Raw genomic sequence first — 20,310 nt, forward strand, 5'->3', positions numbered from 1 at the left:
CTCCAAGGCCGGCCGCCACGAAAGCGGCCGGCCATTTGTCATAGAGGAGGCTCCAAGGCCCATGACTATCCATCAGAATCTCATTGCCGGCGAATGGACCGGCACAAATGCCGCGGAAAATATCAACCCGTCCGACACGAACGAAGTCGTCGGCCTCTACGCTCAGGCAAGCGCCGAGGATGCCAAGGCGGCAATCGCGGCTGCCAAGTCAGCCTTCCCGGCCTGGTCGCGTTCCGGTATCTGGGAGCGCCACGTCATCCTCAAGAAGGCGGGCGACGAGATCATGGCGCGCAAGGACGAGCTTGGCGCTCTTCTCGCCCGCGAAGAGGGCAAGACGCTTCCAGAAGCGATCGGCGAGACGATCCGCGCTTCGCAGATCTTCGAATTCTTCGCAGGCGAAGCCCTGCGCCTGGCCGGCGAGGTCGTTCCCTCGGTGCGTCCGAACATCGGCGTCGAGATCACCCGCGAACCGCTCGGCGTCATCGGCATCATCACGCCCTGGAACTTCCCGATCGCCATTCCGGCCTGGAAGATCGCGCCGGCGCTCTGCTACGGCAACACCGTCGTCTTCAAGCCGGCCGATCTGGTGCCGGGCTGTTCGTGGGCGATTGCCGACATCCTGCATCGCGCAGGCCTGCCGAAGGGCGTTCTCAATCTCGTCATGGGCAAGGGCTCGGTCGTGGGCCAGGCCATGCTCGACAGCCCGGATATTGCCGGCATCACCTTCACCGGTTCGACCGGCACGGGCAAGCGCGTCGCCACTGCTTCCATCGAGCATAACCGCAAGTTCCAGCTGGAAATGGGCGGCAAGAACCCGATGGTCGTTCTCGACGATGCGGATCTGACCGTTGCCGTCGAGGCTGCCGCCAATTCCGGCTTCTTCTCCACCGGCCAGCGCTGCACCGCGTCTTCGCGGCTGATCGTCACCGAAGGCATCCACGACAAGTTTGTTGCCGCGCTCACCGAAAAGCTGAAGACCATCGTCGTTGACAACGCCATGAAGCCCGGCACTCATATCGGTCCCGTCGTCGATGCCCGCCAGCTGCAGACCGATACCGACTATATCAAGATCGGCAAGGAAGAGGGCGCCAAGCTTGCCTTCGGGGGCGAACTGATTTCGCGCGACACGCCCGGCTTCTACCTGCAGCCAACGCTTTTCACCGAGGCGACAAATCAGATGCGCATTTCGCGCGAAGAGATCTTCGGCCCCGTCGTCTCCGTTATCAGGGTGAAGGATTACGACGAGGCCCTGGCGACCGCCAACGACACGCCATTCGGCCTGTCTTCGGGCATTGCCACGACCAGTCTCAAGCATGCGACGCATTTCAAGCGCAATTCCGAGGCCGGCATGGTGATGGTCAACCTGCCGACCGCCGGTGTCGATTTCCACGTTCCCTTCGGCGGCCGCAAGGGCTCGTCCTACGGCCCGCGCGAGCAGGGCAAGTACGCCGCCGAATTCTACACAACCGTCAAGACCGCCTATACGCTGGCCTAAGACAAAGCGCGATAACCCTGATTGTACGAGGCGGTCAGGGGATATCCTGAAGGACAGAAATTATGAAGAAGAAAGCAGAATGGCCGCGTAAGCTGAGGTCGCAGGAATGGTACGGCGGCACGAGCCGTGACGTGATCTATCACCGCGGCTGGCTCAAGAACCAGGGATATCCGCACGACCTGTTCGACGGCCGCCCCGTCATCGGCATCCTTAACACGTGGTCGGATATGACGCCGTGCAACGGCCACCTGCGCGAACTCGCCGAAAAGGTGAAGGCAGGCGTGTGGGAAGCCGGCGGTTTTCCGCTCGAAGTTCCGGTCTTTTCGGCATCCGAAAACACCTTCCGCCCGACCGCGATGATGTACCGCAACCTTGCGGCTCTCGCCGTGGAAGAAGCAATCCGCGGCCAGCCGATGGACGGCTGCGTGCTGCTTGTCGGCTGCGACAAGACCACGCCGTCGCTGCTGATGGGTGCCGCCTCGACCGACCTTCCTTCGATCGTGGTCACCGGCGGCCCGATGCTGAACGGCTATTTCCGCGGCGAGCGCGTCGGTTCGGGCACGCATCTGTGGAAATTCTCCGAAATGGTGAAGGCCGGCGAGATGACGCAGGCCGAATTCCTCGAAGCTGAGGCTTCGATGAGCCGTTCGTCCGGCACCTGCAACACGATGGGCACGGCTTCCACGATGGCGTCCATGGCCGAAGCGCTCGGCATGGCACTGTCGGGCAACGCAGCGATCCCCGGCGTCGATTCCCGCCGCAAGGTGATGGCGCAGCTGACCGGCCGCCGCATCGTGCAGATGGTCAAGGACGACCTGAAGCCCTCCGACATCCTGACGAAGCAGGCTTTCGAAAACGCCATCCGCACCAATGCGGCGATCGGCGGTTCGACCAATGCCGTCATCCACCTGCTCGCCATCGCCGGCCGCGTCGGCATCGATCTGACGCTCGACGACTGGGACCGTTGCGGCCGCGACGTTCCGACGATCGTCAACCTGATGCCGTCGGGCAAGTACCTGATGGAAGAGTTCTTCTATGCCGGCGGCCTGCCCGTCGTGCTGAAGCGCCTCGGCGAAGCTGGCCTCTTGCACAAGGATGCACTGACGGTCTCGGGCGAAACCGTCTGGGACGAAGTCAAGGACGTCGTCAACTGGAACGAAGACGTGATCCTGCCGGCCGAAAAGGCGCTGACCTCTTCCGGCGGCATCGTCGTCGTGCGCGGCAATCTCGCCCCGAAGGGCGCGGTCTTGAAGCCGTCTGCCGCTTCGCCGCATCTGATGGTGCATCGGGGCAGGGCGGTCGTTTTCGAAGACATCGACGACTACAAGGCCAAGATCAACGACGACAATCTCGACATCGACGAGAACTGCGTCATGGTCATGAAGAACTGTGGCCCGAAGGGTTATCCGGGCATGGCTGAAGTCGGCAACATGGGTCTGCCGCCGAAGGTGCTCAAGAAGGGCATTACCGACATGGTGCGCATTTCCGATGCCCGCATGTCCGGCACGGCCTACGGCACCGTCGTCCTGCACACCTCGCCGGAAGCCGCCGTCGGCGGTCCGCTCGCCGTTGTCCGGAACGGCGACATGATCGAGCTCGATGTGCCGAACCGCCGCCTGCATCTCGACATTTCGGACGAGGAACTGGCGAAGCGTCTCGCCGAATGGCAGCCGAACCATGACCTGCCGACCTCGGGCTATGCTTTCCTGCATCAGCAGCATGTCGAAGGTGCCGATACCGGCGCTGACCTCGACTTCCTCAAGGGATGCCGCGGCAGTGCTGTCGGGAAGGACAGCCACTGATCCAGTCTGTTCTGGGTTGATACTGGAAAGGCGGGGCGAGAGCTCCGCCTTTTCAATGATGTGCCGGATATCGTGCTGTCAGTATGTGCCGCGAACTGAGACCTTTTCGGGCTTTACGACAAAACCGCATCGATCAGCCTGCTGGAGAACGGGCCAGCGGTAAGAGGCTTACGGTCTCTGCGCGTTCCTCTTTCCCTTTTTCTTCAAAAAATCATGCAGGATCGGTCTTTGCCCCTTGTGCATTTTGAACTCCGCCTCCTCGGCGCAAAACCAGGCTGCACGATCGACTTCGGGAAAAACGACCGTCTTCCCCGAGCGCGGCGGCCATTCCAATTGAAAGGTTGAACTGAGTTCGGCTCTCGGCTCGAAGCCTCTATGGGCTTCTGTCAGCCAGACGATGACAAGCTTTCCCCCAGGCTGCTTGTATTCGCCAAGCCGCTCAAAGGGGCCGGAGATATTGACTCCAAGTTCCTCGAAAGTCTCCCGGCGGGCAGCAGCAAGTTCATCTTCGCCCTCTTCGACGAGACCCTTTGGTATCGACCATGCTGCCTCATCCTTTCCTTTCCAGAACGGCCCGCCAGGATGGACGAGCAGCACTTCCACCGCAGCATCTACAAAACGGTAAATAACGAGCCCTGCGCTTCGGACAGCCATCGTGGATTCCTGACGTTAACCAGGAGGTTCTAGCCAGCCGACGGCGAAACGCGATCGGGAGGTGCCGCGACAAGTTCTGCCATCATTTCCTTGGCTCGGACAATGGCCACCTCGTCTTCGCGGCCAGGCTCCGCCGACATTCGAACGGTAATCAAGTCGTTTCCTTCGCCCCGGAATTCCACCGTAATCGTTCCAGCCGTTGTTCGTGCGACATTCGTGTTTTCCAGACGCATCGCGACCTCCCTTGAATAGCGTATCATTTTCGCACGAAAATGGACGTTGGCGAACCTGTCTGAAAGTGGCAGAGGCAAGCGATAGCCTTCATTCGCCCTTGGCCCTGATGGAAATGGTCCGGCGACAAGACGCGGTGCATCCGCTTTGCGGCAGACAAAGAGTGCGAGCCAGGCGGTCTCCCCGTTCATGCGCCAAGCCTATCGTATAGGCGGCCCCACCCCTGCGTATGATTCTCATCGCGACCTCACCGCAGCTAATCTCTCATCGGACAACCAATGGAGAGTTCAATGAGAACGAAGTCCGAAGCATCGGAAATGCCGATTTTCCCGCTCTTCGTGATCGGCACAACCGCGCTCGCAATCATCCTGTATCTGGTCGCTTCCCAAGCGCTATTGCCTAAGCCAGGCGGAAACCGCGTTTACGTACCATCGGCATACGGCGTCTCGGATGATCTACCTTCGGCGCAGGCGATGGCCACCTCATCCGAGTTTACTTTCGAAAAGCCTAGACACATCGGGGCCGGCGGCCTCTGATCGCGTGTTGCCGGGGTTTACGACCGACCAGTTCTCCGCGGCAAACCCGCCCGCTTTTGTCAGCTCTGGCTTTGGCTCTGCATCTGGCCGCCATTCTCCACCTTGACGGTGACCGATAGCTTCTCGCCTGGCGTGCCGATACGCATGCCTGAAACGGGCGCCGCATCGCGGTAGCAGAGGCCGGAGGCCAGGCGGACATAGCGCTCATCCGGGCAGATCTTGTTGGCGGGATCGAAGCCGACCCAGCCGAGGCCTGGAATATGCGCCTCGCCCCAGGCATGCGTGGCGGCCTGATCGACTTTTTCTTCCATCATCAGATAGCCGGAGACGTAACGTGCGGGGATCTCAAGCGCGCGGGCGGCGGAGACGAAGATATGGGCGTGGTCTTGGCAGACACCGGTCTTCTTCTCCAGCGCCTGTTCGGCCGATGTCTCGGTGCTGCTGGTGCCGGGCTTGTATTCCACCGCCTCGTGGATTGCCGCCATCAGCGCATGCATGCGGGCGAGTTCGCTCTCGCCAGTCACACCCTTGATCAGCTCCTTCACCAGCTTGCCGCTCTTCGTCAGCGGTGTCTCGCGCAGGAAGAGCCAGAGCGGGCAGAACCCGGTATGGGGACCTGTCACGCCGTTGCGATCTTCCGTTTCTACTTCGCCCTCGGCAACGATGCGCGTCACCTGCTGTTCGCCTTCCAGCGAGACGAGGTTCACATGATTGCCGAACTGGTCGTCATATTCGACTTCGGGTTTGGCGCCTTCGACATGCAGCGACCAATTGAGCACGGTCTGGCCTGACGTGTTCGGCGGCGTCAGACGCAGCCGCTGCAGGGAAAACTGCGCCGGTTCGTCGTAGCGGTATTCGGTGAGGTGGCTGATCTTCAGTCTCATGATCTGACCCGCTTAAGCATAGAACCGGTAACCATCGGAGATTTCGTTGCCGAGCTTGTTGTTGCGCGAGACGAAATCTTCGAGGAATTCATGCAGGCCCTGATCCATAACATCCTTGATCTTCAGGGTCTGCAGCGTAGCGCGAATGGCATCCGCCGTATCGTGCGCCGCAAGCCGCTCGTCATAATCCTTGGCTATGTAGCCGAGGTTGCTGACGATCTTCTCGTAGCAATAGGCGAGCGAACGCGGCATCTGGCCGTTCAGGATCAGGAAGTCGGCGATGTTCATGGCGCGGTATTCGCCATCATAGGCCCAGCTGTAGGAGCGGTGGGCGGAGACCGAGCGCAGGATGGATTCCCACTGAACGTTATCGACCGAGGAGCCGACCTGCGAGACCGAGGGCAGCAGCACGTAATATTTCACGTCGAGAATGCGGCTCGTATTGTCCGCGCGCTCGATAAACGTGCCGATGCGGGCGAAATTATAGAGCTCGTTGCGGAGCATCGAGCCGTGAAAGGCGCCGCGGATGAGGCCGGCCCGATGCTTAATGACATCGATGACCTCGGGCAACTCAGCCGCCTTCAGCTTTTTCGACAGCAGTTCCTTGAGGTCGATCCAGCATTCGTTAGTCGCTTCCCAGGTTTCGCGTGTCAGCGCGGTGCGCACCATGCGGGCATTGTTGCGGCCGAAATCGATGCAGGACATGACGCTCGAGTCGTTGGAACGATCGCGCAACAGGTAGTCGATGGCGTCAGGCCCGGTCAGCTTCGAATGTCCTTCGTCATAGAGTTCGCGCACGCCGGCGCTCTGCAGCACCCCATCCCAATTGTCGTCGCCGGAATCGCTGCGGGTCAGCGACATGCGCAGGCCGGCGTCAACGAGGCGTGCAATATTCTCAGCGCGCTCGATATACCGGAACATCCAGTAGAGCCCGTTTGCAGTTCTTCCGAGCATCAGTCCTCCAGTACCCAGGTGTCTTTGGTGCCGCCGCCCTGGCTGGAATTGACCACCAGCGAGCCCTGCTTCAGCGCCACGCGGGTAAGCCCGCCCGGAATGATCTGCACCTTGTCGGAAACGAGCACATAGGGGCGCAGGTCGACATGACGGGGTGCAATGCCCTTGTTGACGAGGATCGGGACGGTGGAGAGCGAAAGTGTGGGCTGGGCGATGTAGTTGCTGGGCTTGGCTTTCAGCTTCTCGGCAAAATCGGCGCGCTCCTTCTTGGAAGCCGTCGGACCGACGAGCATGCCGTAGCCGCCGGAGCCGTGCACTTCCTTGACGACCAGTTCCTCCAGATGCTCCAGCACGTATTTCAGGCTCGATGCTTCCGAACAGCGCCAGGTCGGCACATTCTCAAGGATCGGCTTGCGGCCGGTATAGAACTCGACGATCTCCGGCATGTAGGAATAGATCGCCTTGTCGTCGGAAATGCCGGTGCCTGGCGCATTGGCGATGGTGATGTTGCCGGAGCGGTAAACATCCATGATGCCGGGAATTCCGAGGGCGGAATCCGCGCGGAAGGTGAGGGGGTCGAGGAAGTCGTCGTCGACGCGCCGGTAGAGCACGTCGATCGCCTCGTAGCCGCGCGTCGTGCGCATCTTCACCTTGCCATCGATGACGCGCAGATCCGAGCCTTCGACGAGTTCGACGCCCATCGTGTCGGCAAGGAAGGAATGTTCGTAATAGGCGGAATTATAGATGCCGGGGGTGAGCACGGCGACGCGCGGCCTGCCCTTGCAGCCGGGAGGGGCGAGCGAGGCAAGGCTCTGGCGCAGAAGATAGGGATAGTCCTCGACGCGCTGCACCCGGTTTTCATGGAAGAGTTCCGGGAACATCTGCATCATGGTTTCCCGGTTTTCCAGCATGTAGCTGACGCCTGATGGCGTACGGGCATTGTCCTCGAGGACGTAGAACTGGTCTTCGCCAGTGCGTACGATATCGGTGCCGACGATATGGGTGTAAACGCCGCCCGGCGGACGGAAGCCGATCATCTCCGGCAGGAAGGCATCGTTCTTTTCAATCAGTTCGCGTGGGATGCGGCCGGCGCGGATGATTTCCTGCTTATGATAGATGTCGTCGAGGAAGGCATTGAGTGCAATCACCCGCTGTTCGATGCCTTGGGCAAGCTTGCGCCATTCACGGGCGGAAATGATGCGGGGAATGATGTCGAAGGGGATGAGCTTTTCGGAACTGTCGGCGTGGCCGTAAACCGCGAAGGTAATGCCGGTTTTCCGGAAGATGTTTTCAGCGTCACGGGACTTTGAAATCAAATGCGCCCGGTCTTGGCTGTTGTACCACTCAAAGTATTTTTCATATGGCGCTCGGGGACTTTCGTCTCCGGTGATCATTTCATCAAATGCCAAAGGTGTGGCTCCCCTTTTTTGTTCATTTGAATACAACGCAAAAGGCAATGCAAGAACCATGCACAGTTCGCATGGAAGATTCATAAAATCTTCTGCGGTGCGAAAAACCGGTCAAAAACTGGGCATTTATAGGGAGTTAGCGTGGCACGGATTCATGTCGAACCCGATGGTGCGCACAAAAGATGAGCAGGTGATTATTTCCTGCGCCGGCGAGGGATCAAACTCTATCCGGTGTAGAAGGTCGTAGACGGTTAAGGAAAGGGCCGGATCGCTCCGGCCCTTTGTCATGTTTCGAGCTTATGCGCGTTCGCGGCGCTGGCCGCCGCCGTTGCGGCCGCCCTTGCGGCGCATGCCGCCGCTGCCGTCGCGACGCTGCTCGCCATTCGGCTGCTGGTCGCCGTGATTGCGCGGCGGACGGCCATGGACATGCTGCTTGTTGCCGCGGTGGTGGCCAGTCGCTTCAGCCGGTTGGGCCGGGCGCTGCTGCTGCGGCTTGCGGGCAGGACGGAAATCCGAGGTCGAGGCCAGATCATTGTCCGGGCCGAGAGCCGGCGCCTGCTCGTTGCGGCGCTGGCCGCGGAAATCCTGGTTGCGGTTGTTGCGATGGGGGTGAGCACGACGTTCTTCACCGCCACGGACTTCCGTAACGTCGCCATCGTGACGGGGACGGCGGTCGCCATGGCCGGCCGGACGCTGGCCGCCATTGCGAGCTTCGCTGCGTGCGCCGTCACGGCGCTGGCCGCCTTCGCGACGTTCGCTACCTTCACTACGACCACCCTCACCACGACCACCTTGGCCGCGCTGCTGGCCTTGGCCGCCGCGGCCGCGATTGTTGCTGCGGGGAGCCGCACGCAAGTCTGCCGGCGGCTCGCCGCTCGCAACTGCGATGCTGATGCCCATCAGCTTTTCGATGTCACGCAGCAGGCGAGCTTCATCCGGGGCGCAGAAGGCAATCGCGATGCCGTCGCGGCCGGCGCGGGCCGTACGGCCGATACGGTGGACGTAAGCGTCAGGTACCTCCGGCAGGTCGTAGTTGAAGACGTGGCTGACGGCGGGGATATCGATGCCGCGGGCGGCGACGTCGGTCGCAATCAGCGTCTTGATGGCGCCATCGCGAAAACCCTTCAGCGCGCGTTCGCGCTGGCCCTGGCTCTTGTTGCCGTGGATGGAGGCAACCGAATAGCCGACCTGTTCCAAGTGCTTGGCGAGCTTTTCGGCGCCGTGCTTGGTGCGCAGGAAGACGATCGCGCGTCCGTCAGGGTTTTCGGTCAGCGACTTCTTGAGCAGAACCGTCTTGTCGTTCTTGCCGGGGACGAAATGCACATACTGCTCGACCTTGTCGGCCGCCTTGCCCGGAGGCGTCACTTCGACCTTGACCGGATCGGTGAGGTAATCACCGGCGAGATCGGCAATCGCCTTCGGCATGGTGGCCGAGAAGAGCATCGTCTGGCGACGCTTCGGCACCATCTTGGCGATTTTGCGCAGGTCATGCACGAAGCCGAGGTCGAGCATCTGGTCGGCTTCATCGAGCACGAGGTAGCGCACGGCGGTCAGCGTAATGGCGTTGCGGTTGCAGAGGTCGAGCAGGCGGCCGGGCGTGGCAACGAGGATGTCGGTGCCCTTTTCGAGCTGTAGCTGCTGCTTGTTGATGGATACGCCGCCGACGACGACATTGATGCGCAGCGGCGATTTACGGATGAATTTCCGGAGATTGTCGGCGATCTGGTTCACCAGTTCGCGGGTCGGCGCGAGAATCAGCGTGCGGACGGAGCGATTGTCCGGCCGCTTTTCTTCCTTGAGCAGGCGCTCGATGAGCGGCAGGCCGAAGGCAGCCGTCTTGCCGGTGCCGGTCTGGGCAAGGCCGATCAGGTCACGGCCCTGGATGAGAAGGGGGATAGCCTGTTCCTGAATGGGCGTCGGGGTTTCGATGCCGAGCTGGAAGAGGGTGGCGACGACCGGCTTGGAGACACCGAGCGATTCAAAATTGGTCAAGTCATAACCTTTTAGGGCGCGCCAAACATGAACGCCGGATCGCGACAGTGCGGTCCGGTGTCAATCTGGCGTCAAGAACCCCGCGTGAAATGGGAACTTGTAAGTTGGAAAAAGCTTTCCAGCGCGTCTTGCCGCTCTTGGGTCGCGGCATCATCAGAATGCGCTCTATCCTTCTTCAGCATCTGTTGCAGTGGCACGCTCACGCGGCGGCCGGAAGGTGAAAGCTGAGCGCCATGTGGTCTATTTCCTACCGAAAGTCAAGAGGATCGGCCGATAATGACCTCGACAGGCATTGGACCGGCGCCACCGGGCAATAAAGCGGCGCCGGATGCGGCCTTTCTATTCAGGGCAGACTTTGACGCGGTAGGGGTTGCCCCAATCGTCGTGCCGCCATTCGATATGGCAGTAATACGGACGGTAATAGGTCCGGTAGACGGGGTAGGGGCGATAAACAGGATAGGCAGGATAAGCCGGGTACGCAGGACCGGAGGCGATCGCTCCGCCCACCAGCCCGCCGACGACGCCGCCGGCAAGACCGCCCCAGAAGGCGTCGCGCGGCCGGGCGTCTGCTGTATCGGCGGTAGCCAGCGAGGCACCGGCGAAGGTCAGTACAATCAGGCCCGCCGCCATTGTCTTATGAAGAACGGACATGTCGAATTCCTTTCGTGCTAGGCTCGTTATTGAAGCCATAACCAGAATCCGCCGCGATCAGGGCGCGTTGATGGTTGCGCAAGCCGCGCGGGGATTAAATTTTCTTCATAATTATCAATGCCGAATGGCTTGCGGCTGTTTTCCGGATATGAGTGATTTCAGCCTGTGCAAGCCTCTGGGTCATGGACTTCATGAGCCGGCTTGGAGTTCTCCCTGGGAAATTTTATAGTTAACAGCTTGTTAAAAGCCTTGGCCTTATAGTTCTTCTAAGGGATATTTCATTCGTTGCGGGAGTGAAGACTTTTTGAATTCAGCTGGGGAACTGTTGGAACTGGCCTGCCGCCGGATCGCCGATCTGGATACCCCTGCCTATGTCAAAAACAGCGAGCTCCGCTATGTCGCCGTCAACGAGGCCTATGCCCGCTTCTTCGGCCGCGACATCTCCGACTTCATCGGCCGACGCAGCCGCGAACTCTTCGACCGGCCGGAAGAAGAGGAGCGCGAGGACCGTGAACGCCGCGCGCTGGTGTTCGGCACGGAAGAGAGCGCCATCGCCTTCGATGCGGCCGGCCTTAGCCATGAACGCGTACTGATCGAGAGCTTTTCGCCCTCGCAGGATCGGGCCTACGTGCTCGGAATGTTCGATGCGCCTGAACAGCGCCGCGCCATTCCCGAGGTTGCGGATACGATGGCCGCCGATCTCGGCCGTATCCGCGAGGCACTCGAAAACCTCGACCATCCGATCGGTATCTTTGCCGAAGACGGTCGCCCGCTGATCGTCAACGCCGCCTATCGCGGTGGCAGCAAGTATGCGCCAGATGGCAGCAGGTATGCGCCAGACGGCAGCAGGTCTGCGTCTGACAGTCGCAAATCTGCGCCGGCAGGCGAGACGGCGTGGCATGAAAGCGTGCGCGAACGCGACCTGCTGCGCACGATCATGGAGGATCTTCCCGTTGCCGCCTTCGTGCGCGACGAAGACCACAGGCTGGTCTATGCCAACCAGTATTATGAGACCTTTACCGGCCATGCCCGTGCCAAGGCGCTTGGTCTGACAGAGCACGATATGTTCGGGCAGGAAGCAGGCGAGGCGATCTACCAGGAAAATCTGCAGGCGCTGGAAAACGGCGTGTTGACCGAGATCGAGAGCACCCTGCCGAATACCGATGGGGAGATCTTCCAGGTGATCTCCCGAGTCAACCGGGTCGTCACCCCTGACGGCAAGCGCTACGTTGTCGGTTCTTTCTCCGACATCACGCCGCTGAAGGCGCGTGAGAAGGAATTGATCGAGGCGCGCGAGCAGGAAGAAATACTGCATCAGGAGATCGAGAGCATCCTGCGCTCGCTGCCGGTCGGTGTGCTGATCCTCGATAACGATCACACGATTCTCTACGTCAACGACGAGTTCTACAGTATCTGGGAACTGCCGCTCGACGACCGTTTCGACGGGCGGCCGTTCATGGACGTCGTCAGGCGCAATTACGAGCTCGGCCGCTACGGCGATACGCAGACGCCGGAAGAGATCTATGCATTCCGCAGGGGGCTGTTCGAGGCTGCAAACCCGGAGCCGATCCAGCTTGACTGGGCTGCGGGCAAGTCAGTCATCTTCGACTCCAGACGCATTTCCTCCAACCGCATCCTGCTGACCTATTCCGATATTTCGGCCGTGCGCGAGCGTGAGGAGGAAATCCATGAGGCGCGCGCAGCGCTGGAAAATCTCGGCGAGATGATGCGCGATGCAACGCATGCCATGTCGCAGGGGCTGGCAATCGTGCAGGACGGCCTGATCAAGCTTTCCAACGATGGGCTTGCCGATGTTCTGCGCATTCCGTACGAGCTCACGGAAGTGGGCCGAGGCTGGATCGACCTCTTCCAGTTCTGCGCCAATCGCGGCGATTTCCAGGACAAGGCGGTCGAAACGCTCGAAGAGTGGCGGGCCAATATCGCCGCATGCCGGCCGATCTCCACTGTATTCCACGTCGGCGGCGAGCGCTGGGTAAACATGGAAGCCACCGTCAGCGAGCGGCAGCATTGGGTGGCGCTGTTTACCGATGTAACCGAACTCAAGCAGCGCGAGGAGGAGCTGACCCAACTTCTGTCGCGTGCCGAGGCTGCGGATCGCGCCAAGTCGGAATTCCTCGCCAATATGAGCCACGAAATCCGTACGCCGATGAACGGCGTGCTCGGCATGGCGGAACTGCTGGCCAAAGCCAATCTCGACAGCCGCCAGAAGACCTTCGTCGATATCATCGTCAAGTCGGGCAATGCGCTCTTGACGATCATCAACGACATCCTCGATTTTTCGAAGATCGATGCCGGGCAGATGAAGCTGCGCAAGGCGGCCTTCGACCTGGTCGAAGCCGTCGAAGACGTGGCGACGCTGCTGTCTTCGCCCGCGGCGGAAAAGAATATCGAACTTCTCGTGCGTGCGGCACCCGATCTGCCGGCTGCCGTCATCGGCGACGCCGGCCGTTTCCGCCAGATCGTCACCAATCTCGTCGGCAATGCGGTGAAGTTCACCGAGCGCGGCCATGTATTCGTGGATGTCGGTTTCGAGCCTTCCGTCGGCGGCGAGATCATCGCCACCATCCGCATCGAGGATACCGGCATCGGTATTCCCTCCGAAAAACTGGATTCGGTCTTCGACAAATTCTCGCAAGTCGATTCCTCATCGACCCGCCGGCATGAGGGCACGGGTCTCGGCCTTGCGATCACGGCCGGGCTCGTCGATCTCTTCGGCGGCTATATCAATGTCGAGAGCGAATGGGGCAAGGGCTCGGTCTTCACCATCAAGTTGCCTTTCGCCGTTGCCGCCGCCCGTATCGAGCCGAAGCCCCTGCCGATCAATGTGCAGGGCGCCCGCATTCTCGTTATCGACGACAACGAGGTCAACCGCCGCATCCTGACCGAACAACTCAGCCTCTGGGGCTTTGACGGGGTTGCTGCCGAAGGTGGTCCCACCGGCATTGCAATCCTGGAGGCCGCCGCCGATCTCGGCATCAAGGTCGACGCAGTCGTGCTCGACTATCACATGCCCGACATGAACGGGGCCGAAGTGGCACGCCGCCTGCGCGCCGACAGCCGTTTCGTCGACCTGCCGATCATTTTCCTGACCTCGATGGATATTTCCGGCACCGAGAAGGAATTTGCAGCGCTGAACGGTCATGCGCATCTGATGAAGCCGGCACGCGCCAATGTGATGCGCAATACGGTCGTGGAAGTCGTGCGCGCCAGCCGCGTCAAGCAGGCTTCCGAGGCTGAAATTGCCCGGCTGCAAAAGGAAGCGGAGACCCCGCCAGCACCTGCTCCGGCCCCGCAAAAGCGGGTGGCCGATATCATCGATGTCCTCGTGGCCGAAGACAATGAGGTTAATCAGATCGTCTTCACGCAGATACTGCAGGGCACCGGACTTACCTTCCTCGTCGTCAACAATGGCCAAGAAGCCGTGGAGGCTTGGGAGCAACATACGCCACGCCTGATTATGATGGACGTTTCCATGCCCGTCATGAATGGTCATCAGGCGACCAAGCTGATCCGTGAGAAGGAGCGGGGCCGGGGCCATCGCGTCCCGATCATCGGGGTGACGGCACATGCGCTGGAAAGCGACCGCGAGCTTTGCCTCGATGCCGGCATGGATGATTATATGTCCAAGCCGATCAGCCCCGAGCTTCTGGAGGACAAAATTCGCCAGTGGCTTGGTGGTGGCGAGCTTCAGCCGGGTCGTTCCGGTTACTGAGGCTTTACCCCGCAGAGCATTTCCCGTTTGCCCGCAAAGCCCTTGCGCCGCTCAATTGAGAAACCGGCGGCTGCGAGGTTGCGACGCACGAAGCCTGCTGCCGCATAAGTCGCAAAGCTTCCCCCAGGAGTGGTCTTTTGGCAGACTAGGCGCATCAGTTCCTCCGACCACATGTCGCCGTTGCGCGACGGGGCGAAGCCGTCGAGATACCATGCGTCGAATTCCGAAGCGGCTTCAGAAACTCCATCGACTGCATGGCCGCAGACGACGCTGAGCCTCGTCTGTTCATCCAGATCGAGCGAGACGATGCCTTGCGGACTATCCGGCCAGGCGGAGGCCAGCGCCTGTCGTTCAACATTGATTTCAGGCCAATGGGCCAGCGCGCGGTCGATTTCTTCACGGCGCATCGGATAGAGTTCGAAGGACATGAAATGCAGATGCTGGCCTTGTTGGCGATAGAGTTTCCACTGTCGCCAGGTCTCTGAAAAATTCAGCCCGGTGCCGAAGCCGAGTTCGCCGATGAGAAAGACCGGGCGAGCATTCCATCGTTCGGGCAGGCCGTTTCCGGCGAGGAAGACATGGCGGCATTCCAGTCGTCCGTCTGTCTGGCAATAAAAATGGTCGCCAAAGGCGGTCGAATAGGGCATATCGCCGTCGCGCCATTCGAGGGGCTGCGGCTTGCCCGCGCCGATCTGATCGGGATTGATGTCTGTCATGGAAAAAGCCGATAGTCCGGCCCCGGCCCTGGGTCAATCGTCGATCGACCTGCTCATCCTCGGCGGTGGCATTATGGGCCTGTGGGCGGCGGTGCATGCCGAGCGGCGCGGTATAAAAACGCGGCTTGTCGATGCCGGGCATCTCGGCAGTGGCGCAAGCGGCGGGCTGCTCGGTGCTTTGATGCCCCATATGCCGGACCGCTGGTCTGCAAAGAAGCAGTTTCAGTTCGATGCGCTGGTCAGCCTGGAAGCGGAGATTGCTGCTATCGAGGAGGCGACCGGGCTATCGGCCGGTTACCGGCGTTCCGGCCGGCTCATTCCACTGCCGAAGCCGCATTTGCGCAAGATAGCATTGGGCCATTCTGCCGATGCCGAGGTTCATTGGCGGGCCGGAGACCGGCGTTTCCATTGGCATGTTCTCGACAGGCTGCCGAATGAAGGCTGGATCGATCCGGCGGCCGGCGAGAGCGGCTTCGTACACGACACGCTTGCGGCTCGTGTTGCGCCACGTGCGTTGGTCGCTGCCCTCAAGGCCTTTTTGCTGACGGCACAGCATGTGCAGGTGCTGGAGAGTACGGAAATAACAGAGCTCGATCCGGCACGGGGAACGGCCTCGATCGAGGGCGGGGCCATCGCCTTCGGGCGCTGCATCCTTGCTGCCGGGTATCGCTCCTTTCCCATGCTCGAGACGCTGACAGCAGGATTGCAGAAACCGCTCGGGCAAGCGGTGAAAGGGCAGGCGGCTCTGCTTGCCGCCGATATCGACCCTGGCTTGCCGACGATCTTTCGCGATGGGCTCTATGTGGTTGCGCATGAGGGCGGGCATGTGGCGGTCGGCAGCACCAGCGAGAACAGCTTTGCCGATCCCTTTTCCACGGACGAGCAGCTCGACGCGCTGATCGAAGTCGCCCGCGAGATGGTTCCCGCGCTACGCGACGCGCCTGTCATCGAGCGTTGGGCCGGATTGCGGCCGAAGGCGATCGACCGCGATCCGATGGTTGGAGCACATCCAGAGAATCACAATCTCATTGCCCTGACCGGCGGCTTCAAGGTCAGTTTCGGGCTGGCGCACCGGCTGGCGGAAGCGGCAATATGCATTGCCAGCGATGCAAATGCAGAATTTTTATTGCCGGAAAGCTTTGCAATTTCAAACCACATCGCGGTCTCTTCACGTTAAACGTGAATTAGAGGCCGCTCCGCTTCGTTATTCTGTCATGCAAATCACCTATCTGCTTGCGCATCGGCGGCGCGGGAATCGATGCGCGCCACTCCAATCAGATGGAGGAAATCGCATGCGCTATGCCATTTGCTTCACGCCATCGGCGAGCGATCCGCTGTCGCATGTGGCGGCCAATTGGCTTGGCCGCAACGTATTTTCGGGCGAGATGGTCGAGCCGCCGGCAATCCGCGGGCTTGGGATCCATGAGATCGCCTTTCATACGGCAGTGCCGCGTCGCTACGGATTCCATGGCGTCTTGAAAGCCCCTTTCCACTTGTCTGCAGAGGTTTCCGAGGCGCAACTCCTGCGCGATCTCATGCGGTTTTGCGGGACGTTTTCGCCCTTCCAGATTCCGCGTCTGGAAGTCGCGCGCCTCGGCACTTTCTACAGCTTGTCTCCGATCCACCCTTGCGATCAGGTTCACTATCTCTCTTCGGCGATCGTTCAGGAGTTCGACCGTTTCCGCGCGCCACTCTCCGAGGCGGATATCGAGCGCAGCGATCCGGATGGACTTTCGGCAGCGCAATTTGCGAACCTGCATCGCTGGGGCAACCCCTATGTGATGGACGAATTCCGCTTCCATATGCCGGTGACCGGCCCGGTCAACGCGATAGACATGCCGCGTATCGAGCAGGCCCTGCGGTCGGTCTTCGATCCGGTGCTTGTCGAGCCGGTGACGGTCTCGAATGTCGCGCTGATGATAGAGGAAGGTGCCGGCGGCCCGTTCCGGGTGCACTCGCTGCATCCGATGGGGAAGGTGAGCGCGCGCAAGATCGCCTGAGTTACACGCAGCAAGCCGAAGCCCAAATACGCACTTTTACGCCTCGACATTCCGTTCACGGATGCTACCGTTTCACCTGTCTTTTCAAAAGGTGATTTGATGGTATCCGAGACCTATCCGCGCAATCTCGTCGGCTACGGGCGCAATACACCCGATCCGAAGTGGCCGGGCGAGGCGCGCGTCGCAGTGCAGTTCGTCATCAACTACGAGGAGGGCGGCGAGAGCTCGATCCTCGACGGCGATCCGGCCTCGGAAAACCTGCTGTCGGAAATCGTCGGTGCGCAGCCCTGGCCGAACCAGCGCAATCTCAACATGGAGTCGATCTACGAATACGGCTCCCGCGCCGGCTTCTGGCGCCTCTGGCGGCTTTTCACCGATCTTAAGGTGCAGGCGACCGTCTATGGCGTGACGCTTGCCATGGCCCGCAATCCGGAAGCGGTCTCCGCCATGAAAGAAGCCGGCTGGGAGATCGCCAGCCACGGCTATCGCTGGCTGGAATACAAGGATTTCTCCGAAGATCTGGAGCGCAAGCACATTCTCGAAGCCGTGCGCCTGCATACCGAACTGACCGGCGAGCGTCCCTACGGCATGTATCAGGGCAAGCCTTCCGACAACACGCTGCGGCTGGTGCAGGAGGAGGGCGGTTTCCTTTATTCATCGGACTCTTATGCCGACGATCTGCCCTATTGGGTGAAAGGCATCGACGAAAATCCTTTCCTCATCATTCCCTATACGCTCGAAACCAACGACATGCGGTTTGCGACACCGCAGGGCTTCAATTCCGGCGACCAGTTCTTCACCTATCTCAAGGATGCGTTCGATACGCTTTACGAGGAAGGCAAGGCAGGCAGCCCGAAGATGATGTCCGTCGGCCTGCATTGCCGTCTCGTCGGCCGGCCAGGGCGCGTGGCCTCGCTGAGGCGCTTCATGGAATATGTGCTGAAGCATGACAAGGTCTGGATCCCGCGCCGTATCGAGATCGCGCAGCACTGGCATGCGCACCATAAGCCGGAAACGATCTGATGATTTCGCGTGACGAATTCGTGTCCCGCTTCGGCGGCGTCTTCGAGCATTCGCCGTTCATCGCCGAGCGGGCCTATGACGATGGCTTTGTCGGCGACAAACTGACGGTGGATCGTGTGCATACGGAGCTCGTCGCCATTTTTCGTGCGGCGAGCAAGGAGGAGCGTCTCGGTGTTCTGCGCGCTCATCCCGATCTTGCCGGGCGGCTGGCTATTGCGGGTGAACTGACCGAAGACAGCAAAAAGGAACAGGCGGGCGCCGGGCTCGATCGGTTGAGCCCCGAAGAACACGCGCGCTTCACCGAACTCAATTCCGCCTATACGCAGAAATTCGGCTTTCCCTTCATCATCGCGGTGAAAGGGCTGAACAAAGACGACATTCTCGCCGCTTTCGAAAAGCGGATCGGCAACAGCCGTGACGAAGAATTCGTGACCGCGGCAGCGCAGGTCGAAAAGATCGCGCTGCTGCGGCTGACATCCATGCTTCCGGAGACCTGAATGACCGATACCTCTGATACCAGCCTGCCAGCCTTCGCCAATGGCGCCATCAACCTCGCTTCTGCCCGCCTCGGCGCCAAGGGGCTTTATGCCACGGACGAATTCTTCGCGCCGCTGGAGCGTATGCTGCAGGACGTGCCGGCAAGCTTCGATCCGGATCTCTACGACGACAACGGCAAGTACATGGACGGGTGGGAAAGCCGCCGCAAGCGCGTTCCCGGCCACGACTGGGCGATCGTCAGGCTCGCCATGCCGGGCCGCATCGTCGGCTTCGACGTCGACACCAGCTATTTCACCGGCAACTATCCGCCGCATTGCTCGATCGAAGCGGCTTTCGTCGCCGACGGCGATCCTGATGACGCGACGCGGTGGAGCGAAATCCTGCCGAAATCGCCCCTCGGCTCCAGCGCGCATCATTTCTTCGAAAATGCCGACAAGCAGAAGATCTGGACGCATCTGCGCCTGCATATCTATCCCGATGGTGGCGTGGCGCGTCTGCGTGTCTACGGTTCGGCCTATTTCGACTGGTCGAAAGTCGGTGCCGAAGAGGAGGTCGATCTCGCCTATATTTTCAATGGCGCGAAGTCGCTTGCCTGGTCCGATGCGCATTACGGCCATCCCGACAAGATGCTCGGCCCGGGCCGTGGGCTCAACATGGGTGACGGCTGGGAAACCAAGCGCCGCCGCGGCCCAGGTCACGATTGGGCGATCATTCGTCTCGGCCACCCGGGCACGATCAAGCGCGTGATCGTCGACACCGCCTTCTACAAGGGCAATTTTCCAGACACGTGCGAACTATCAGGTGCCTATCTGCCCGATCTCGGTGACACCTTGTCCGAGGCCGATATCGCCGCTTCCGAAAACTGGAAGCCGATCCTGCCGCGCAGCAAGCTGCAGATGGATCACATCCATGAATATGGTAGCGATACGATTGCGGATATCGGGCCGGTGACGCATGTCCGCTACGCCATGCACCCGGATGGCGGCACGATGCGTCTGAGGCTCTTCGGGGTGAAGGCTTGAGTTCTTTGCTCTTTCAGCCACGTCCCTTATATTTGCGGCATCAGGAGTGATGCCGCGATGAGGCCGTCGGAAGTATTGGAAAAGAACAGGCAGGCGATCCGCGAAGCGACCAAACGCTTCAACGCGGCGAACCCGCGTGTCTTCGGATCGGTCGCGCGCGGTGAGGATCGGCCGGACAGCGACCTGGACATTCTTGTCGATGCGCTTCCCGGCAGTACATTGCTGACGCTTGGCGGTTTACAGGATGCTTTGGAGCAGATGATGATCGGGACACCGATTCACCTGCTGACCCCCGGCGATTTTCCAGAATCGATTCGTGGTCGGGTTCTTTCCGAGGCGAAGCCCATATGAGCGAGAGCCGTATCCCGTATCTTCTCGAGCGGATGCGCTCTGCGGCGGCTGATGCCCAGGCAATGATCGCTGATGTTACCAAGCAGCGGTTTCTCGATGATATCATCTTGCAGCGCGCTGTCGGGATGAGCCTCCTAATGGCATCGGAGACGGCTGCTCAATTGATGAAGATCCATCCTGAATTCGCTGTCGAGCACCCTGAGTTTCCCTGGGGGGCGATGCGCGGCATGCGCAACCGCATCGCCCATGGCTATTTCGACATTGACCTGGAGAAGGTTTGGGCCACAGCCAAGGACGATGTGCCTGATCTGCTTGACCGGCTTGATCTTGTCCGCAACTGGCGTGCTCAAGGCGAATAG

General features: G+C 60.4%; 19 protein-coding genes. 11 read left to right on the forward strand and 8 right to left on the reverse strand.

Going from position 1 to position 20,310, the window contains the following annotated elements; genetic code table 11:
• Positions 1-61 precede the first annotated feature (61 nt).
• Both FHX15_RS01270 and araD read left to right on the forward strand, forming a co-directional pair.
• On the forward strand, positions 62-1,495 hold the full coding sequence (locus FHX15_RS01270; protein WP_184392969.1) for an aldehyde dehydrogenase family protein: 1,434 nt from the start codon (positions 62-64) through the stop codon (positions 1,493-1,495).
• Positions 1,496-1,557: 62 nt separating this feature from the next.
• Positions 1,558-3,297 carry an L-arabinonate dehydratase gene (gene araD / locus FHX15_RS01275; protein ID WP_184392971.1) on the forward strand — a complete coding sequence of 580 codons (1,740 nt, stop codon included), beginning with the start codon at positions 1,558-1,560 and terminating at the stop codon, positions 3,295-3,297.
• A gap of 168 nt (positions 3,298-3,465) precedes the next feature.
• Here araD and FHX15_RS01280 read toward each other — a convergent pair whose 3' ends face one another.
• Positions 3,466-3,951: an NUDIX domain-containing protein gene (locus tag FHX15_RS01280; protein WP_184392973.1), complete on the reverse strand. Its 486-nt coding sequence runs from the start codon at positions 3,949-3,951 to the stop codon at positions 3,466-3,468.
• Between the two features lie 29 nt (positions 3,952-3,980).
• The gene (locus FHX15_RS01285) at positions 3,981-4,184 is read right to left on the reverse strand and encodes a hypothetical protein (RefSeq protein ID WP_184392975.1); all 204 of its coding nucleotides are present in this window, start codon (positions 4,182-4,184) and stop codon (positions 3,981-3,983) included.
• 288 nt (positions 4,185-4,472) lie between these two features.
• Here FHX15_RS01285 and FHX15_RS01290 point away from each other — a divergent pair, with 288 nt between their 5' ends.
• Positions 4,473-4,718, forward strand: a complete 246-nt coding sequence (locus FHX15_RS01290) for a hypothetical protein (RefSeq protein ID WP_184392977.1) — start codon at positions 4,473-4,475, stop codon at positions 4,716-4,718.
• Positions 4,719-4,777: 59 nt separating this feature from the next.
• Here FHX15_RS01290 and FHX15_RS01295 read toward each other — a convergent pair whose 3' ends face one another.
• The 5 genes from FHX15_RS01295 to FHX15_RS01315 all read right to left on the reverse strand — a co-directional run bounded on the left by FHX15_RS01295 (position 4,778) and on the right by FHX15_RS01315 (position 10,608).
• Complete coding sequence (locus FHX15_RS01295) at positions 4,778-5,602, reverse strand: transglutaminase domain-containing protein (protein ID WP_184392979.1); 825 nt, start codon at positions 5,600-5,602, stop codon at positions 4,778-4,780.
• 12 nt (positions 5,603-5,614) lie between these two features.
• Complete coding sequence (locus FHX15_RS01300; RefSeq protein WP_184392981.1) at positions 5,615-6,556, reverse strand: alpha-E domain-containing protein; 942 nt, start codon at positions 6,554-6,556, stop codon at positions 5,615-5,617.
• Positions 6,556-7,965: a circularly permuted type 2 ATP-grasp protein gene (locus FHX15_RS01305; protein ID WP_184392982.1), complete on the reverse strand. Its 1,410-nt coding sequence runs from the start codon at positions 7,963-7,965 to the stop codon at positions 6,556-6,558. The genes FHX15_RS01300 and FHX15_RS01305 overlap by 1 nt, the downstream gene beginning before the upstream one ends.
• Positions 7,966-8,262: 297 nt before the next feature.
• A complete protein-coding gene (locus tag FHX15_RS01310; RefSeq protein WP_184393982.1) occupies positions 8,263-10,005 on the reverse strand; it encodes a DEAD/DEAH box helicase in 1,743 nt (580 codons plus the stop codon).
• A 291-nt stretch (positions 10,006-10,296) separates the two neighbouring features.
• The gene (locus FHX15_RS01315) at positions 10,297-10,608 is read right to left on the reverse strand and encodes a hypothetical protein (protein ID WP_184392984.1); all 312 of its coding nucleotides are present in this window, start codon (positions 10,606-10,608) and stop codon (positions 10,297-10,299) included.
• Between the two features lie 304 nt (positions 10,609-10,912).
• On the opposite strand from FHX15_RS01315, the gene FHX15_RS01320 reads away from it, so the two are divergent.
• Positions 10,913-14,341: a response regulator gene (locus tag FHX15_RS01320; RefSeq protein WP_184392986.1), complete on the forward strand. Its 3,429-nt coding sequence runs from the start codon at positions 10,913-10,915 to the stop codon at positions 14,339-14,341.
• Here the strand turns inward: FHX15_RS01320 and mnmD are convergent.
• The gene (mnmD, locus tag FHX15_RS01325) at positions 14,335-15,057 is read right to left on the reverse strand and encodes a tRNA (5-methylaminomethyl-2-thiouridine)(34)-methyltransferase MnmD (RefSeq protein WP_184392988.1); all 723 of its coding nucleotides are present in this window, start codon (positions 15,055-15,057) and stop codon (positions 14,335-14,337) included. The genes FHX15_RS01320 and mnmD overlap by 7 nt on opposite strands.
• Here mnmD and FHX15_RS01330 point away from each other — a divergent pair.
• The 7 genes from FHX15_RS01330 (at position 15,056) to FHX15_RS01360 (ending at position 20,310) form a co-directional block, all read left to right on the forward strand.
• Positions 15,056-16,234, forward strand: a complete 1,179-nt coding sequence (locus tag FHX15_RS01330) for an NAD(P)/FAD-dependent oxidoreductase (RefSeq protein WP_184392990.1) — start codon at positions 15,056-15,058, stop codon at positions 16,232-16,234. The genes mnmD and FHX15_RS01330 overlap by 2 nt on opposite strands.
• A 115-nt stretch (positions 16,235-16,349) precedes the next feature.
• On the forward strand, positions 16,350-17,057 hold the full coding sequence (locus tag FHX15_RS01335) for a DUF1045 domain-containing protein (protein WP_184392992.1): 708 nt from the start codon (positions 16,350-16,352) through the stop codon (positions 17,055-17,057).
• Positions 17,058-17,156: 99 nt separating this feature from the next.
• Positions 17,157-18,080, forward strand: a complete 924-nt coding sequence (puuE, locus tag FHX15_RS01340; RefSeq protein WP_184392994.1) for an allantoinase PuuE — start codon at positions 17,157-17,159, stop codon at positions 18,078-18,080.
• A complete protein-coding gene (gene uraD / locus FHX15_RS01345; RefSeq protein ID WP_184392996.1) occupies positions 18,080-18,577 on the forward strand; it encodes a 2-oxo-4-hydroxy-4-carboxy-5-ureidoimidazoline decarboxylase in 498 nt (165 codons plus the stop codon). The genes puuE and uraD overlap by 1 nt, the downstream gene beginning before the upstream one ends.
• Positions 18,578-19,600 (forward strand): allantoicase, encoded by a 1,023-nt coding sequence (alc, locus tag FHX15_RS01350; protein WP_184392998.1) that lies wholly within the window; start codon positions 18,578-18,580, stop codon positions 19,598-19,600.
• A gap of 57 nt (positions 19,601-19,657) precedes the next feature.
• Positions 19,658-19,951 (forward strand): nucleotidyltransferase family protein, encoded by a 294-nt coding sequence (locus tag FHX15_RS01355; RefSeq protein WP_184392999.1) that lies wholly within the window; start codon positions 19,658-19,660, stop codon positions 19,949-19,951.
• Entirely contained in the window at positions 19,948-20,310 is a 363-nt protein-coding gene (locus FHX15_RS01360) for a DUF86 domain-containing protein (protein WP_184393001.1), read from the forward strand. Before FHX15_RS01355 ends, FHX15_RS01360 begins: the two co-directional genes overlap by 4 nt.

It is taken from the genome of Rhizobium sp. BK650 (assembly GCF_014195325.1).
Taxonomy (GTDB): domain Bacteria; phylum Pseudomonadota; class Alphaproteobacteria; order Rhizobiales; family Rhizobiaceae; genus Rhizobium.

Excerpts from the sequence above, each read along its gene's own strand:
- alc (WP_184392998.1), top strand. The coding sequence starts at position 18,578 with ATGACCGATACCTCTGATACCAGCCTGCCAGCCTTCGCCAATGGCGCC.
- mnmD (WP_184392988.1), bottom strand. The coding sequence starts at position 15,057 with ATGACAGACATCAATCCCGATCAGATCGGCGCGGGCAAGCCGCAGCCC.
- FHX15_RS01295 (WP_184392979.1), bottom strand. The coding sequence starts at position 5,602 with ATGAGACTGAAGATCAGCCACCTCACCGAATACCGCTACGACGAACCG.
- FHX15_RS01330 (WP_184392990.1), top strand. The coding sequence starts at position 15,056 with ATGGAAAAAGCCGATAGTCCGGCCCCGGCCCTGGGTCAATCGTCGATC.
- araD (WP_184392971.1), top strand. The coding sequence starts at position 1,558 with ATGAAGAAGAAAGCAGAATGGCCGCGTAAGCTGAGGTCGCAGGAATGG.
- FHX15_RS01300 (WP_184392981.1), bottom strand. The coding sequence starts at position 6,556 with ATGCTCGGAAGAACTGCAAACGGGCTCTACTGGATGTTCCGGTATATC.
- FHX15_RS01270 (WP_184392969.1), top strand. The coding sequence starts at position 62 with ATGACTATCCATCAGAATCTCATTGCCGGCGAATGGACCGGCACAAAT.
- FHX15_RS01290 (WP_184392977.1), top strand. The coding sequence starts at position 4,473 with ATGAGAACGAAGTCCGAAGCATCGGAAATGCCGATTTTCCCGCTCTTC.
- FHX15_RS01335 (WP_184392992.1), top strand. The coding sequence starts at position 16,350 with ATGCGCTATGCCATTTGCTTCACGCCATCGGCGAGCGATCCGCTGTCG.
- FHX15_RS01315 (WP_184392984.1), bottom strand. The coding sequence starts at position 10,608 with ATGTCCGTTCTTCATAAGACAATGGCGGCGGGCCTGATTGTACTGACC.
- FHX15_RS01285 (WP_184392975.1), bottom strand. The coding sequence starts at position 4,184 with ATGCGTCTGGAAAACACGAATGTCGCACGAACAACGGCTGGAACGATT.
- puuE (WP_184392994.1), top strand. The coding sequence starts at position 17,157 with ATGGTATCCGAGACCTATCCGCGCAATCTCGTCGGCTACGGGCGCAAT.
- FHX15_RS01360 (WP_184393001.1), top strand. The coding sequence starts at position 19,948 with ATGAGCGAGAGCCGTATCCCGTATCTTCTCGAGCGGATGCGCTCTGCG.
- FHX15_RS01280 (WP_184392973.1), bottom strand. The coding sequence starts at position 3,951 with ATGGCTGTCCGAAGCGCAGGGCTCGTTATTTACCGTTTTGTAGATGCT.
- uraD (WP_184392996.1), top strand. The coding sequence starts at position 18,080 with ATGATTTCGCGTGACGAATTCGTGTCCCGCTTCGGCGGCGTCTTCGAG.
- FHX15_RS01355 (WP_184392999.1), top strand. The coding sequence starts at position 19,658 with ATGAGGCCGTCGGAAGTATTGGAAAAGAACAGGCAGGCGATCCGCGAA.